Consider the following 15,725-nt stretch of genomic DNA (forward strand, 5'->3'; position numbering starts at 1 on the left):
AAATTTACTTACTTGAAGTTAATAGTACGGTAGATAATTACTGCTGCTTCAGCACGAGTAGCCGTATTGTTCGGGTTGAACTTACCAGCATTTCCGATAACCAAGTTATGATCTGCTGCGAATGCTACGCCATCTCTCAAAGATGCACTGATCTTAGCAGCATCGGAGAATTGGCTGATTGCCGTTACATTCGTTGTTGCAGCTGGATTGATAGATTTCACTGCACGGGAGATCATTGTTGCCATCTCTGCACGTGTGATGGTTGCATTAGGATCGAACTTAGCCGCACTGCGTCCAGTAATGATTCCTTTTTCTGCTGCAACTGCTACATATGGTGCATACCAAGCAGATGAACTTACATCACTAAAGCTTTGTACGGCAGAGTTGTTCTCCAGATTAAGCGCACGAATCAACATTTTAGCGAACTCTGCACGAGTTACATTGCTCTTCGGTGCGAATTTGCCTTCGCCCACGCCTTCAATCGCGCCTTTTGCAGCTACGACTTGAATTTGTTTGCCAGCCCAAGCTTGTACACTAGCAATATCCGTAAAGTTTACTTTATTCTCAAGCACTGCATAGGATGAGAAAGTATCACGTGGTTCTACGATGAACTCTCCATCAAGCACACCACCTTGGAATTGCAGGCTACCGTATACAAGCTTCGCTACGGACAGCAATTCTTTATCAAGACCATCAGTATTCTTAAGCGGAAGTTTAATGGTAATTGGTTGTTTGAATGTGCTTGTTGCTACACCGTTCACACTAAGTGCAAATTCATACACATCCGAAGCCAATTTCAGTTTGGTAACAGAAGTTACAACTTCTGGTTTAGCGGTAGTTACTGTCAATGCAATAGCTGTGCTGAACTGACTTACAGGAATCGTTACTGTTACACCATTGAACGTAACCGCGATATTTGCAACACCTTTAGCTTTTGCAGCTTCAATAATTGCCTGGGAAAGCGGAACTTCAACTGTAGTAGCGCTTACTGTTCCCAGATTCAGGGTCAAAGTAAGACCTGTTTTGCCAGAATTCGCTGCAACTAGCTTATCCAACTCTTTAATTACATCGGCATCTACCAATTTCAATGTTGCTTTACCGTCAACAACACTTACTAGCTTGGATACGTCGTAGATTCCTGGAGTTGGAGCAGGAGTTACAGGAGTTGTAACATTTCCATTTCCACCATTGCTACCACCATTACCGTTACCGTTACCATTACCGTTGCCGTTGCCATTATCGCCCAATCCATACGCTTTAACGTAAGCAAGTGCAAGTGATTTCGCCGCAGGCTTCGCAGATTTAATCGTATTATTCAGGTTCTTCAATGTTTGATTCACATCACTAGCAGTAACTCCAAGATTTTGCAACGCTTGGCTTACTGTAAGAGCTCCTGCTCCTGTAGTGTGGCTCAATACTTTCGCAATAGCCTCATCCAACAAAGTATCGTAACCAGATTCAGATTTGAGAATTTCCAACAACTCTGCAGTTGTCTTGCTGCTAACCAGTGTACGAAGTTCTGTTTCTACACTGATTAAGAATTCAGAAACACTATCTACAGTAAGACCAGACACACCCGCTTTAGTTGCAATTTTGCTCAACAGGGCAATATTTTTGTCGTCGTTACGGATAATTTGAATTCCGGAGAAATCGTTCCCATAGACATCATATACTACACTAGTAACGCTTTGGAACAATTTAAGTGATGTCTTTGTTTCTACTTCATCCAATGAAAGCTTGTTCAAGACTGGAGCAAAAATCTCTGCGAAAGTTGCCTCGTCCAGCGCAGCAACCTCATTTTTCAAATTATAGAGGTAAACTACATCTGTTGCAGAGAGTTGCTTGTAAACATTAAGAACTTTCTCCTTAACTGCTGTACTGCTGCTAACTGTAGCTGCAGATGCTGTACCCACTGCTCCAAGATTACCCAACGGAAGACCCGCTACGGATGCTGCTACCATACTTGCTGCCAATGTTGATACTACTAGTTTCTTTTTCAAAGTCACTAAATATCCACCTCTTTATATGTATTTAAATTCTCGTATTACTATAGTCCTAGACTATTTCACCTTATGTCTACACTATTACGTATATCAACGATTCACCCAATAAAACCCATTCTACCACTATTAGGTAGATTAGTCAGCCCTTTCGGGAAAAAATCCCAAACAATTTGTGTCGATTCCCCCTTTTTTGTACGTGATTACCACGAATAACCTCTCCATTTGCCACAATTTGCTGAGAGTTCTCGCGCATATAGTCGCGCATCCCAGGACCTAATTCTTTCTCTAAAACCACATAAGCAGCATTTAATCCAAAAGGACGATGAACACTGTCATGTGCATCAGAGGCCAACACATGTACTGCATTTCTACGACATAACTCCAGAGATAGCTTCTGAAGTTTATTCCCGAAGACGCCTGCAAGACTTTGTGCGGTTACCTGACCGAGTGATCCCAGCTCTATCAATCTTTCTAACTTAGAAGGATCGGCAGCTACTTCAGCATTACGCTCCGGATGGGCGATGACCGGAACGAACCCTTGAATGATCAACTCGTGACAGATTTCTTCCATGTTGCGTGGGACTCGTGAAGAAGGCATTTCTAGCAAAATATACCGCGAGTCTGCAAGACTTAGCAGTTGCCCCCGCTCCAGATCATCCAGTAAATCTCCGTACACTCTGATTTCCTGACCTGGAAGAACAAGCAGTGGATTGCCATGCTGACGAAGTTTCTCATTCATCAGATCCACTGCTTCTCTTATACTAGCGGAGTTATTCATATATTGACCGTTGGCGTGATGTGGTGTGGCAATGACGGATGTAATTCCGTCCCTATAGGCGTCTTGCGCCATGGCGAGAGCGGATTCCCAATCAGTAGCTCCGTCATCCATAAAGGGTAAGATGTGGCAATGGATATCTTTCATATGTTATCTATCGGTCCCTTCACATAGAAAATTTAGTTTTACCCACAAAAAAATACAACCATTCCCAAATGGAATGGTTGCTTGATTGTAAATGAGTTCTTGTCTTATGCTTCAGTAGGTTCCTCTTGCTGAGGTTCATTTCCATCTATTTCAGCATCTTCAGAATCTGGAGAGGAGAGAACATACCCATCGATTAATCCCCAAAGTTCTTCTTTACCAAGGCCAATCTCTGAAGAGAATGGAATGAAGTTATCCCCTGGCAGCACGCCAAGCTCCTGCTTCATGATCTTGATATGCTTTTGCCAGCGAGTCTTCGGAATCTTATCCGCCTTAGTCGCTACTACACACATAGGAAGATCATAATGCTTCAACCAGTCGAACATCATCTTATCATTGCTGGTCGGCGGATGACGCAGATCCACGATGAGCAGAACAAGCTTCAACGTATCGCGCTCAGATAGATATTTTTCTACCATCTTGCCCCATGTTGCACGTTGCGTCTTCGACACTTTAGCATATCCGTAACCTGGAAAGTCAACAAAATACATGCTGTCTTCATTGATACGGTAATAGTTCATATGCTGGGTCTTACCTGGAGTGGAGCTTGTCCGAGCCAGATTCTTGCGGTTAATCATTCGGTTAATGAGGGATGACTTCCCTACATTGGAGCGCCCTGCCAGAGCAACCTCTGGCAAAGCATCATCAGGGTATTGATCAGGGCCAACGGCACTGATTATAAATTCGGCAATATTAACTTTCATAGGACTTCCTTTCTAATGCACACTACTCGGTGGCTCACTGCTAATTTCATTATGATGCTCAACTAACGCATGATGCAAGACCTGATCCATGTTAGATACTGGTATGAACTCCACATCATTACGTACGCTCTCTGGAATTTCTTTCAGATCACGTTCATTGTCTTTAGGAAGAAGGATCTTTTTATATCCAGCACGGTGTGCAGCTAAAGACTTCTCTTTCAGTCCACCGATCGGCAATACACGTCCACGCAGGGTGATCTCACCGGTCATGGCCACATCTTTCGAAACATAGCGCTTCGTAAGTGCGGAGATCAATGCGGTAGCAATCGTAATCCCTGCAGATGGGCCATCCTTCGGAATCGCACCTTCAGGAATGTGGATATGAATATCGATCTTCTCATAAAAATCGGGCTGGAGTCCCAGCTCCTCCGCCTTCGAACGTGTATAACTGAAAGCGGCCTGCGCCGACTCCTTCATTACATCGCCCAGTTGTCCAGTAAGTGTCAGCTTGCCCGTTCCCTGCACGACAGTCACTTCGATCAACAGCGTATCGCCACCAACCTCAGTCCAGGCCAGTCCAGTTACTGTGCCAATCTGATCTTCAAGCTCCGCCATACCGTAACGGTATTTCGATGCACCTAAGTAATCCTTGATGTCATCCGGCAGAATGACTACACTTTCTTTTTCCTTGGACACAATCTGTTTCGCGGCTTTGCGGCATAACGCTGCAATCTGCTGCTCCAAATTACGCACACCCGATTCACGAGTATATTCACGCACGATACGCAATAAACTGTCGTCTTCGATGATCAGCTGGTCTTCTGCAAGACCATGATTCTTCTTCTGCTTCGGCAAAAGATAACGGCTACCGATCTGCAATTTCTCCAGTTCCGTGTAACCCGGAATGAACAGCATTTCCATCCGATCAAGTAGCGGACGCGGAATGTTATGCACTACATTCGCTGTTGTAACAAACATAACGTTCGATAAATCAAACGGCAACTCTACGAAATGGTCACTGAACGTATTATTCTGTTCTGGGTCCAATACCTCAAGCAATGCTGAGGATGGGTCACCACGGAAATCTGCAGCCATTTTATCAATCTCATCTAGCAGGATAACCGGATTAATCGTTCCTGCCGTCTTCATCCCTTGAATGATTCGGCCTGGCATCGCACCCACATAAGTCCGGCGATGACCACGGATCTCCGCTTCATCACGCACACCGCCAAGCGAAATGCGAACGAACTTACGATTAAGTGAACGGGCGATGGAACGAGCGAGTGAGGTTTTTCCTACACCTGGAGGCCCAACAAGACATAGGATCGGACCTTTTAGCTTCTTCACCAACTGCTGAACGGCTAAATATTCCAATACCCGTTCCTTTGGTTTTTCCAAACCGTAGTGGTCCTCATCAAGGACCTGTTCTGCCTTCTTGATGTCAAGGTCATCTTCCGTCTGTTCATTCCAAGGAAGACCCAGCAGCCAATCCACATAATTGCGAATTACGCCACCTTCCGCTGAGCTCACTGGCATTTTTTCCAGACGATCGATTTCCTTCTCCATCTTCTCTTTCACGCGTTCCGGCAAATTCTTCTCTTCCATGAGATTCCGCAGTTCTTCCGCTTCTCCCACCCGACCTTCCTTCTCGCCGAGTTCTTTCTGGATCGCTTTCATTTGCTCGCGCAAATAATATTCCTTCTGCGTCTTCTCCATCTGCTTCTTCACACGTTGATTGATCTTGCGTTCAAGCTCCAGCACTTCACGCTCATTATTAAGAATATCAAGAAGCTTCTCTAGCCGTTTACTGACATCAATCGTCTCTAGAATTTCTTGCTTATCCTTGATCTTCAGCGATAGATGGCTCGTAATGACATCCGCAAGACGACCCGGCTCCTCAATATCGGATACAGCAGCCAGTGTCTCTGGTGTCACTTTTTTGGATAACGTTATATAGTGTTCGAACTGATTAAGTACTGTACGCATCAGCGCGTCACACTCTTGATCGCCATCTTCCTCTTCTGGTAGCTCGCGCGCCATAACCTCATAATACTCATCATTATCGATATAATTAATAATTTCGGCTCGTTCTACACCCTCAACCAGTACACGAATCGTACCGTTTGGCAGCTTCAGCATTTGCCGCACATTCGCGACAGTACCGACCCGAAAAATATCGTCCTGACCAGGCTCTTCAATATTCACTTCCGACTGTGAACACAGAAGAATTAAATTATCTTCAACCATAGCTTTTTCTAGTGCCCGAACTGACTTCTCACGGCCCACATCCAAGTGAAGAACCATGCTTGGGTACACAAGAAGACCTCTTAGCGGTAATAAAGGAAAACGACGACCTTTTGTTTTATTTGTCATCATCGCTTTCGCACCTCCCATGGCTCTCAATTAATCTCATATGCATTCATTCTAACAAAAGCAGCCCCAAAACACCAACAAAGTACTTGCAATTTAAGAATAAACAACCTTATTATCCTTAAAAAACGGCAACGTTTCTCCAAGAAATGTAAGGATTATGGAAAGTGTGAATCTATACTTTAAAAAAGGAAGCAGCAGACACGCCTGCGGCTCCCTTTATTTTACAGTGGCAAGTCACGATTTACTTATCGAAACCATAACACACCCTAGCTTACATTTTAGGTAATAATTTAAGCTCAGCCCTTTGCAGATTCGCCAGCGGCATCGGCCTTCAGGAGTGAAGGTGCTGCTGAGAATAACTCTCCAGCTACTGCTGGTAGCCTTACATCTGCTGTATCGGCGCCAAACAGATGACGGAATACTTCTTCCACCGTTTCCATTGGAATGACGCGTAGTGGGGTGAGGTCAGCGAATAGGGACTGCCAGTTTTCTTTTGGAATAAGCACCGTAGTAGCTCCTGCCTGAAAAGCAGCCTCCACCTTCGCAATTACACCACCAACAGGCTTCACACGCCCATGTATGCCTATCTCACCAGTGATCGCTACGGTATTATCCACGGGAAGACCACGAATGGCGGAGACGATAGCAACTGCCATCGCAACCCCTGCTGAGGGTCCGTCAATGGGTGTTCCACCTGGAAAGTTCACATGCAGATCATAACGGTCTGGTTCCAGATTCATGGTACGCAGTACGGTCAATACGTTCTCAACGGAGCCTTTAGCCATGCTCTTTCTCCGAATCGTGCGAGAACCTCCACCAATCTCTTCCTCATCTACTACTCCGGTTACGTTTAATCTACCTTGACCGTTCTGCGCAGGTGCTGCGGATACTTCGATCTCGAGCAAGGTGCCCATTCCTGGTCCATACACTGCAAGTCCGTTAACCAATCCAATCTGCGGCGCGGAAGGAATCTTGCGCTCTGTTCGAAGTGGAAGTTGGCTACTGCCTGCCACCCATTCTACATCAGCAGCATTTAGCGTATCTCTCTGCTCCGTTAGCGCTAGTCCAGCAGCGAGCTGAATCATATTGACCGCCTCCCGGCCATTTGTTGCATATTGCTGCACAACAGTGACTGCTTCAGGGCTGGGCTTCAGTCCGATCTTCTGTATCGCGTCACGCGCGATGACTGCAATCTCATCCGGCAATAGCGGACGGAAATAAATCTCCATGCAGCGTGAACGCAGCGCGGGAGAAATCTCATCCGGGGAACGCGTAGTAGCTCCTACTAACCGGAAATCAGCAGGTAAACCATTTTGAAAAATATCATGAATATAAGCTGGAGTATTATTGTCCTCCGAATTATAATACGCGCTCTCTAGCAGAACCTTCCGGTCCTCCAGCACCTTTAGCAGCTTATTCATCTGAATGGGGTGAAGCTCACCGATCTCATCCAGAAAAAGAATCCCGCCATGCGCCTTCGTCACCGCTCCTGGCTTGGGTTGTGGCACACCTGCTACGCCCATGGCTCCAGCACCTTGATAAATAGGATCATGCACCGATCCGATCAAAGGGTCGGCAATACCACGCTCATCAAAACGAGCGGTCGTCGCATCAATTTCAGTGAATTTGGCGTCACTTTTAAAAGGGGAAAGGACATTTTTTTTCGCCTCTTCCATGACCACGCGCGCCGCTGCAGTCTTGCCGACTCCTGGTGGACCATAAATAATCACATGCTGCGGATTTGCACTACATAGTGCGGCCTTCAGGGCGCGGAGCCCATCTTTTTGCCCAACAATATCTCCAATAGAAGCCGGCCTAGTTTTCTCCGACAATGGTTTGGTTAGTGAAATCATACGCATCTTCCGTAGTTTATCCAGTTCCTTACGCGACTCTCGGTCTACCGCCGTCTTGTTTGTCTTCTGACCCCGCAGCAGATTCCAAAAGTATACGCCGATAACCAGCGCGAAAAAGAGCTGCACGATCATCACAACTATACTTAATTCCATAGGTCATCCTCCTGTTTCGTTCAGTCTACCTTTCCACCTTTGGCTACTATTAGGTAGTATAGCCGTTTCGGTAATTAGTAAACGCACAATTGAGGATTTGTTGAATTGTTGGTGTAGGACAAGTAGCAGGAATTTATAAATGGGGGTTGAAAGTTCTAAGGAGTGCTAGATGCACCTCAGATTCTCCCCCCTCTAGCAGAAAGATAGAAGCAAGAACAGCTGTGGACCTTGCAGCTAAGTTCAGTAGGTACCTATTTCCGTCGACTGTTTCGCTCGGGGCGTTGACTCATCTATAGAAGAAACTTAAGTTAGTTCTCAAAGCTGAAAATTAAGGGAATTCCTCCCTGATTATCCGGTGTTTATGACCTCCAAGCTAACAATTAGGGAAAACCTCCTTGATTATTCGCTGATTAGGCTGTAAACAGGGGAAATCGCCTGTTTTTTAGGGAGGTTTTCCGTAAAAAGCTCGACTTGGAGCGATTTTAGGATTATTTCAGGGAGGTTTTCCCTAATTACTTCTTATTGATCCAGACCTCGCTACACACTACGCACCTTATTGCCTACTCTCTCCATACCACGTTACTTATCACGCAATTAACCACATTCCTTATCACATCCCTATATCACGTTCCAAATCAAGCATATTGCCAAGCTCCTATCTCACTCCTACCGCGCTCCATACCAAGCTCCTTATCTCCCCTTACTTCGCACCTTAACGAGCCTTCACATCCCTTCCTCCATTCGCACCTCCAACATCCCATACGTATATTTCGCCTAAATTAACATCCAATCAACCCTCAAACTTATTAGCTCAATCCCAGTAATAAAGGACATCACGAGCCAGCCTATACTCAACATTTTTAACACCGATCCCTCTCCTCACAGGCTTCAACCAGCCCTTTTCACACAACTTCATCAACATCAAACGTACCGTTTTGGGGTCTATAGCAAAATAATCCGCTACATCTTTGGGACGAACTGTCCCTGCTCGGCGAACCACTAATCGCATGATTTCCTTCTCAGCAAATAGTAATTTTCCATGCGGTGCATCTACAATTAAGTAACGGCTTAGCACCACACGCAGCAGTGTAATGCATAGCTCTGGGCGTTGTTCCACATCGTCATAGGCAAATGAAATTACTTGGTAACCCATTCCGTACAGAAACGTCTCACGATTTAGCTCATTACAATACTTCAGCCTGTCCATGTCCCTCACATGCGCTGCATACCCTTTGATCTCAAACAAGAGCTTGATAGGCCCCGGCAAAAAAGCATAATCCGCGAAATAAGATCGTCCGCGCCAATCCAGCACTTCATACTCCGGATGTAGATCATTGAAATCTCCACGAAGCGGCCACCATACATTCTGTAAAAACATTTCTTCGGCATGACGATGCCCTCTTTCTAGCCTTCCTCGCCGTTCCCCATTCCTGCTTGCTAGATGTTTCTCAATAAATGCTTCATGGGCTTGTTCATAATGCATTCAATGTCCCCCCTTAATCATTAATTCCACGCAAAAAAAACGCCCTGTTCCCACCACCGGATATACCGGGGTGTAACAGGGCGTTCTTCGCCACTTATTATGAATTGAATCATTAATTCGTAAAAGACCAAATTACTTTGATTGCACCGGAGGTGCAAGATTAGCGTGAGCACGCCCTGGAATTTCACCAGTTTCCTCATACGCTACAACAATCGCATCGATTTCCTTCTTCAGCTCGTTCACGAGTTCCGCTTCAGGCACCTTACGAATCATCTGACCGTAACGGAACAACAAACCTTCCCCACGGGCACCAGCAATACCAATATCCGCTTCACGCGCCTCACCAGGACCATTAACGGCACAGCCGAGCACGGATACTTTAATAGGCACCTTAAGCTTCGAAATGTATTCTTCCACCTCATTAGCGATGGAGAAGAGATCTATATCAAGTCGTCCGCAAGTCGGACAAGAAATGAGTGTTGCCGCGTTAGAGATCAGACCAAAGGTCTTCAGCAGCTCGCGTGCCACCTTAACTTCTTCCACTGGATCAGCGCTAAGCGAGATACGCAGGGTGCTGCCGATGCCCATAGAGAGCAGTGCACCGATACCCGCGGAGCTTTTTACTGTACCGGCAAACAAGGTGCCGGATTCTGTAATCCCGAGGTGCAGCGGATAAGGAATAACTTCCGCAGCCTGACGGTAAGCTTCGATGGCCATTGGCACATCGGATGCTTTTAAAGATACGATAATGTCGTGGAAATCCAGTTCTTCCAAAATACCAATATGGTACAGTGCACTTTCTACCATAGCTTCTGGAGTCGGATATCCGTATTTCTCCAAGAGATGATTCTCCAAAGAACCGGCGTTTACACCAATCCGAATCGGAATTCCTTTTTCTTTACACGCTTTAACTACCGCTTCTACCTTCTCCCGACGACCGATGTTACCCGGATTAATCCGTACTTTATCGATGCCGTTCTCAATAGCCATCAGCGCGAGCTTATAGTTAAAATGAATATCCGCTACGAGTGGGATATGAATCTGCTTCTTGATCTCCTTAATCGCGGCGGCTGCCTCTTCATTGTTGACAGTAACGCGTACCAGTTGGCAGCCTGCTTCCTCAAGCCGTAAAATTTCGGCTACAGTAGCCTCCACATCAGCTGTTTTGGTTGTACACATGCTTTGAATCGCAACCTCGTTGTTTCCCCCAATAATGAGCCCGCCAACATTGACAGGACGGGTTTGGTGTCTCAAGAACATGATTTTTCTCCCCCATAACGCCAAAGCTCCACCCCTTCGCAACCGCTAGTGAAGCGGGATAAGCGGAAGAAAGGTGGAGACAGTGACATGTATTGTTAAGGTAAGCGACTTACGCGCTTTCCTCTTTCTTTTTGTCTTTCTTAAGGTTCAATTCAGGCAAAGCCTTCTCTTGAACGACCTGCTCCGTGATCACACAATCCTTAATATCATCGCGTGAAGGAACTTCATACATCACATCAAGCATGATGCTCTCAATAATCGCGCGCAGTCCACGGGCTCCCGTATTGCGTTTGATCGCTTCCTTGGCAATTGCTTCGAGTGCCAATGGTTCGAACTTCAGCGCTACGTTATCCATTTCCAGCAGCTTGATGTATTGTTTCGTGAGTGCATTCTTAGGCTCGGAAAGGATACGCACCAGCGTATTCTCATCAAGCGGCTCCAAAGTCGAGATGACCGGTAGACGGCCTACAAATTCAGGGATTAATCCGAATTTGAGCAAGTCTTCAGGCAATACCATCGACAAATATTCGCCAGGCTTGAGATCCTTTTGTCCTTCAACTGCTGCGTTGAAGCCAATGACTTTTTTACCGATACGGCGTTTAATCATTTGCTCCAGACCGTCAAAGGCACCGCCTACGATGAACAAGATGTTCGTCGTATCAATTTGAATAAACTCTTGATGAGGATGCTTACGACCACCTTGTGGAGGTACGGAAGCAACCGTTCCTTCGAGAATCTTCAGAAGTGCCTGCTGTACACCTTCACCGGATACGTCACGAGTAATGGACGGGTTCTCGGATTTACGTGCCACTTTATCAATCTCATCAATATAGATAATGCCGCGTTCGGCTTTCTCCACATCATAATCTGCCGCTTGAATCAGCTTAAGCAGAATGTTCTCAACATCCTCGCCGACATAACCAGCTTCCGTTAGGGAAGTAGCATCTGCAATCGCAAATGGAACGTTGATAATCTTCGCCATCGTCTGTGCGAGCAAAGTTTTACCCGAACCTGTTGGACCGAGCAAAAGAATATTACTCTTCGTCAGTTCAACATCTTCGATTTTGCTTTGGCTGTTCACACGCTTATAGTGATTGTAAACTGCAACAGACAGCGATTTCTTCGCTTGCTCTTGACCGATTACATATTGATCCAAAATATCGCGGATTTCCTTTGGTTTCGGAATATCCTTCAGATCAAGCTCTTCCTCATGACCGAGCTCTTCTTCCACGATTTCCGTGCAAAGCTCGATACATTCGTCACATATATAAACGCCCGGTCCTGCTACAAGCTTACGAACCTGCTCTTGTGATTTGCCGCAAAAAGAACATTTCAATTGCCCTTTTTCATCATTAAATTTAAACATCTAACCACCCCTTTAAGATTTCATCGGTGAAGAAAGAACCTGGTCAATAAGCCCATATTCCTTGGCTTCTTCCGCGCTCATGAAGTTATCGCGGTCTGTGTCCCGTTCGATTTTTTCAAGGGGCTGACCTGTGCGATCTACATAAATTTGATTCAACTTCTGTTTCGTCTTGAGGATCCAATCGGTATGAATCCAAATGTCGGACGCTTGACCTTGAACACCACCGAGCGGTTGATGAATCATAACTTCGCTGTTAGTCAGCGCGTATCTTTTGCCCGGAGCCCCAGCTGTTAAAAGGAGCGATCCCATGCTTGCCGCCATCCCTACACAAATGGTTGAAACATCCGGTTTGATATATTGCATCGTATCGTATATACCCATGCCGGCTGTTACTGAACCACCGGGTGAGTTGAGGTACAAGTGAATGTCCTTCTCGGGATCATCTGCTGCAAGGAACAGCAGTTGAGCAATAACCAGATTGGCGACATCATCGTCAATCGCACTGCTTAAGAAAATAATGCGATCCTTGAGCAATCTGGAATAGATATCGTATGAACGTTCCCCACGACTTGTTGATTCCACAACCATTGGTACCAGACTCATGCCACCAACCTCTTTTCTCTATACAGATTAGTCTTATCGTTTCAAAAATATTTTAACACGTTCACGGCCCGATGTCATTTTTTCACTACAGCAGACCTGTCCACCGCTTGTGATAGTGACGTCATCACGCCAATTTCCTTAATACCATACGCTCATACGGATACCTATGTAATCACATATATCTGTGCCCGAGGATAAAAATAAGGCACGTAACGAAACTTACGTGCCTTATCATATCTGTATGGAGGCCGATTGCTCGGCCGTTCTAGGTAGTTTAAAAAATCTTACTCAGCTTTAGTGTCTTCAGCAGCTGCTTCTTCTACTGCTTCAACTTCTACACTATTGCTAACAAGGAAATCAATGGTTTTGCGCAAAGAAAGTTCTTCGCTCAAGCTGCCCAGTGAACCGTTAGCTGCCAAGATGCTGCGAATTTCTTCTGGAGTACGTTTGTAAGCTTCAGCCATAGTAGCCAACTCTTCGTTAACTTCTTCTTCGGAAACTTCAATGTTCTCTTGTTTAGCGATAACTTCCAGTACCAGGTTGTTGCGAACGCGTTTTTCAGCATCGCCTTTCATTTGGTTCTGCAAGTCTTCACGAGTTTGACCCGAAAAGCTAAGGAACATATCCATGTTCATACCTTGTTGACGAAGACGAGTGTCGAAGTCACGAACCATGTTCTCAACTTCGCTGTTGATCATTGCTTCAGGGATCTCAACTTCAGCGTTTGCTGCTGCTTTATCAACAACTGCGTTCTCGCGAAGGCCTTTCAGTTCATCCTGTTTACGGGATTCGAGCTGAGCTTTCAGATCTGCTTTGTACTCTTCCAAAGTTTCGAATTCACTTACATCTTTAGCGAACTCATCATCAAGCGCAGGAAGTTGTTTGCGTTTGATTTCGTGCAGTTTTACTTTGAATACTGCTTTCTTACCCGCAAGGTTCTCTGCATGGTATTCTTCAGGGAAAGTAACTTCAACATCTTTGAAATCTCCAGTGGACATTCCCACTACTTGCTCTTCAAATCCAGGAATGAAGGAGTTGCTACCAAGTTCAAGAGAATGACGCTCAGCTTTTCCGCCTTCGAACGGTACGTCATCAACATATCCGTCAAAATCGATCACAGCGATGTCGCCGTTAGCTGCTGCTTCTTCTTCAACTACTACGAGTTCAGCATGACGCTCTTGCAGACGAGCAAGCTCAGCGCTCAGCTCTTCTTCAGTCACTTCAGCTTTTTGTACTGGAACTTCCAGACCTTTGTAATCGCCGAGCTTCACTTCAGGTTTAACCGTGATCTTCGCTTTGAAGATAAAGGATTGACCTTTAGCAAATTGCTCAATATCAACTTCAGGACGGTCTACAGGGAAGATGTCAGTTTGTTCAACTGCTTCACCGTAAGCCTCAGGAAGAAGAATGTCGATTGCATCTTGGTACAAGCTTTCTACACCAAAACGGGATTCAAAGATCGGGCGTGGCACTTTACCTTTACGGAAGCCTGGTACGTTAGCTTTCTTAACGACTTTGTTAAAAGCTTTATCAAGTGCTGCTGCAACGCGTTCTGCGTCAACTTCTACTTCAAGAACTCCAAGGTTCTTCTCTATTTTTTCCCATGTTGCTTTCATATTATACTTTTCCCTCCAAAATATAGGTTCACAAGTTTACTTCAAAAAATGATACAATCCACGCACAGAATAACCATTATATTATATACAACATTACTTTATTTATCAAGTAGAGAAGTCTTTACAAAACCCTTGAGCGCACGATATGCCCCCTCAAATTGAAAGCGCATGCCGTCTGTAATGCCGTACATTCCACGAGTCTCCTCCTCTTGCCGTGTACCGTTTAAGCTCTCAGATACAAACTGGTGTAACGCACCCGCCCAAATATCTAGTAGCGCGTCTTCCCCATCCAGTATTTTCCGATACTCTTCCGATCCATAAATCGACATGACGAACTGGCCCCAGAGCTCCTGTGCAAAATAATACAGCGTAGGCTCATGTACCTCCGCCTGCTCGGCTACCCGCTCGAGCACCTGACTCACCTGTGGTGGAAAATCCTCTGTCTGCAGCGGCACACTTTCAATCTCTACAATTGCTGTTTCGTGACCACGAATCAGATTCACTGTTCCCTGCATCCCACGCCGCCGAAGGGTCTGCAGGGTCCGAAATTGCAGCAGCGGGTGAACATTATCCCCCTGCAGCCATGCCGTCAGCGCCTCATCGACTCCGCCGCCTTCCAGATATGAAAGCTGCTCTAGTGCTAGGATTGTCGCCTCTGACAACGGCTCATTCATTATCCGCTGCAGCAGCTTTTGAGGATACCCCGCATCCTCAGTCATTTTTGATTTGGCCAAGAGACGGGCCATATCTTCTTCCCTTAAATCTTCGTCTTCGGGGTGAACGGCTCCTTCCGCATCTCCATTCTGAGAGGCGTAAGGGAAAGCTGTTTCGAGCCATTCCAGCAGAGACCGCCATTCCTCGTAATTTCGTTCTTCCTGTCCTTGACACTGCAACAAAAAACGCAGCAGCTCCATCGCTTCCCCGTATCGTTCACTCTCCAGCATCACCGTAAGCTGGATTTGATAATAGTCCAGTGTCTTGGGAAACAGGACGATATTCTCTTTTGTGGCGGGGGAATCTGAATCTTTAATGAGGGCACCTCCTTATAGCTAATTATGTTAATTGAATTCTAAAACGTCATAAATGTTATTAAGACCTTAAGCTTCTTCCGAAACTTAATAATTGTAGATTATAGCATACCCCGTACTCTTTTTAAAAAACAGCTTGAAAAACATCGGCGTACATGATATGATAACTCCTGCTTGCTTTTCAGCCAGCAATCATGTCCCGGTAGCTCAGCTGGATAGAGCATGCGCCTTCTAAGCGCACGGTCAGGGGTTCGAATCCCTTCCGGGACGTCAGAGTAACAGCCTTCCTTCGGGGAGGCTGTTT

Annotated in this window: 11 protein-coding genes and 1 tRNA gene; 1 reads left to right on the forward strand and 11 read right to left on the reverse strand. The window is 45.7% G+C overall.

The genetic code is table 11. From position 1 onward, the window contains the following. Positions 1-8 precede the first annotated feature (8 nt). From MKX41_RS18670 to MKX41_RS18720, 11 genes are all read right to left on the reverse strand, one after another. Positions 9-2,006, reverse strand: coding sequence for an S-layer homology domain-containing protein (locus tag MKX41_RS18670; RefSeq protein WP_340972543.1), 1,998 nt, complete (start codon positions 2,004-2,006; stop codon positions 9-11). 136 nt (positions 2,007-2,142) lie between these two features. Continuing rightward, entirely contained in the window at positions 2,143-2,925 is a 783-nt protein-coding gene (locus MKX41_RS18675) for a tyrosine-protein phosphatase (protein ID WP_340972545.1), read from the reverse strand. Between the two features lie 104 nt (positions 2,926-3,029). Next, positions 3,030-3,686 (reverse strand): ribosome biogenesis GTP-binding protein YihA/YsxC, encoded by a 657-nt coding sequence (gene yihA, locus MKX41_RS18680; protein WP_042191256.1) that lies wholly within the window; start codon positions 3,684-3,686, stop codon positions 3,030-3,032. A gap of 12 nt (positions 3,687-3,698) precedes the next feature. Beyond that, positions 3,699-6,062, reverse strand: a complete 2,364-nt coding sequence (lon, locus tag MKX41_RS18685; protein WP_042191259.1) for an endopeptidase La — start codon at positions 6,060-6,062, stop codon at positions 3,699-3,701. Positions 6,063-6,355: 293 nt separating this feature from the next. Further along, positions 6,356-8,065: an ATP-dependent protease LonB gene (gene lonB, locus MKX41_RS18690; RefSeq protein ID WP_340972552.1), complete on the reverse strand. Its 1,710-nt coding sequence runs from the start codon at positions 8,063-8,065 to the stop codon at positions 6,356-6,358. Positions 8,066-8,876: 811 nt separating this feature from the next. After that, positions 8,877-9,548, reverse strand: coding sequence for a type IV toxin-antitoxin system AbiEi family antitoxin domain-containing protein (locus tag MKX41_RS18695; protein ID WP_340972554.1), 672 nt, complete (start codon positions 9,546-9,548; stop codon positions 8,877-8,879). A gap of 132 nt (positions 9,549-9,680) precedes the next feature. Continuing rightward, positions 9,681-10,808, reverse strand: a complete 1,128-nt coding sequence (gene ispG / locus MKX41_RS18700) for a flavodoxin-dependent (E)-4-hydroxy-3-methylbut-2-enyl-diphosphate synthase (protein WP_060621818.1) — start codon at positions 10,806-10,808, stop codon at positions 9,681-9,683. 109 nt (positions 10,809-10,917) lie between these two features. Further along, entirely contained in the window at positions 10,918-12,174 is a 1,257-nt protein-coding gene (gene clpX / locus MKX41_RS18705; protein ID WP_042130648.1) for an ATP-dependent protease ATP-binding subunit ClpX, read from the reverse strand. A gap of 12 nt (positions 12,175-12,186) precedes the next feature. Next, positions 12,187-12,777, reverse strand: coding sequence for an ATP-dependent Clp endopeptidase proteolytic subunit ClpP (clpP, locus tag MKX41_RS18710; RefSeq protein ID WP_036685049.1), 591 nt, complete (start codon positions 12,775-12,777; stop codon positions 12,187-12,189). Between the two features lie 284 nt (positions 12,778-13,061). After that, positions 13,062-14,393: a trigger factor gene (gene tig, locus MKX41_RS18715; protein ID WP_042191266.1), complete on the reverse strand. Its 1,332-nt coding sequence runs from the start codon at positions 14,391-14,393 to the stop codon at positions 13,062-13,064. A 98-nt stretch (positions 14,394-14,491) separates the two neighbouring features. Continuing rightward, entirely contained in the window at positions 14,492-15,307 is an 816-nt protein-coding gene (locus tag MKX41_RS18720; RefSeq protein ID WP_373455859.1) for a hypothetical protein, read from the reverse strand. A 310-nt stretch (positions 15,308-15,617) separates the two neighbouring features. Here MKX41_RS18720 and MKX41_RS18725 point away from each other — a divergent pair. Beyond that, a tRNA-Arg gene (locus tag MKX41_RS18725) sits at positions 15,618-15,691 on the forward strand. Positions 15,692-15,725 lie beyond the last annotated feature (34 nt).

Source organism: Paenibacillus sp. FSL R5-0475 (genome assembly GCF_038004585.1).
Taxonomy (GTDB): Bacteria; Bacillota; Bacilli; order Paenibacillales; family Paenibacillaceae; genus Paenibacillus_AQ.

Coding starts and splice junctions, on each gene's coding strand:
- lonB (WP_340972552.1), bottom strand. CDS start 8,065: ATGGAATTAAGTATAGTTGTGATGATCGTGCAGCTCTTTTTCGCGCTG.
- yihA (WP_042191256.1), bottom strand. CDS start 3,686: ATGAAAGTTAATATTGCCGAATTTATAATCAGTGCCGTTGGCCCTGAT.
- lon (WP_042191259.1), bottom strand. CDS start 6,062: ATGATGACAAATAAAACAAAAGGTCGTCGTTTTCCTTTATTACCGCTA.
- MKX41_RS18695 (WP_340972554.1), bottom strand. CDS start 9,548: ATGCATTATGAACAAGCCCATGAAGCATTTATTGAGAAACATCTAGCA.
- tig (WP_042191266.1), bottom strand. CDS start 14,393: ATGAAAGCAACATGGGAAAAAATAGAGAAGAACCTTGGAGTTCTTGAA.
- MKX41_RS18720 (WP_373455859.1), bottom strand. CDS start 15,307: ATGGAGCTGCTGCGTTTTTTGTTGCAGTGTCAAGGACAGGAAGAACGA.
- MKX41_RS18675 (WP_340972545.1), bottom strand. CDS start 2,925: ATGAAAGATATCCATTGCCACATCTTACCCTTTATGGATGACGGAGCT.
- ispG (WP_060621818.1), bottom strand. CDS start 10,808: ATGTTCTTGAGACACCAAACCCGTCCTGTCAATGTTGGCGGGCTCATT.
- clpP (WP_036685049.1), bottom strand. CDS start 12,777: ATGAGTCTGGTACCAATGGTTGTGGAATCAACAAGTCGTGGGGAACGT.
- clpX (WP_042130648.1), bottom strand. CDS start 12,174: ATGTTTAAATTTAATGATGAAAAAGGGCAATTGAAATGTTCTTTTTGC.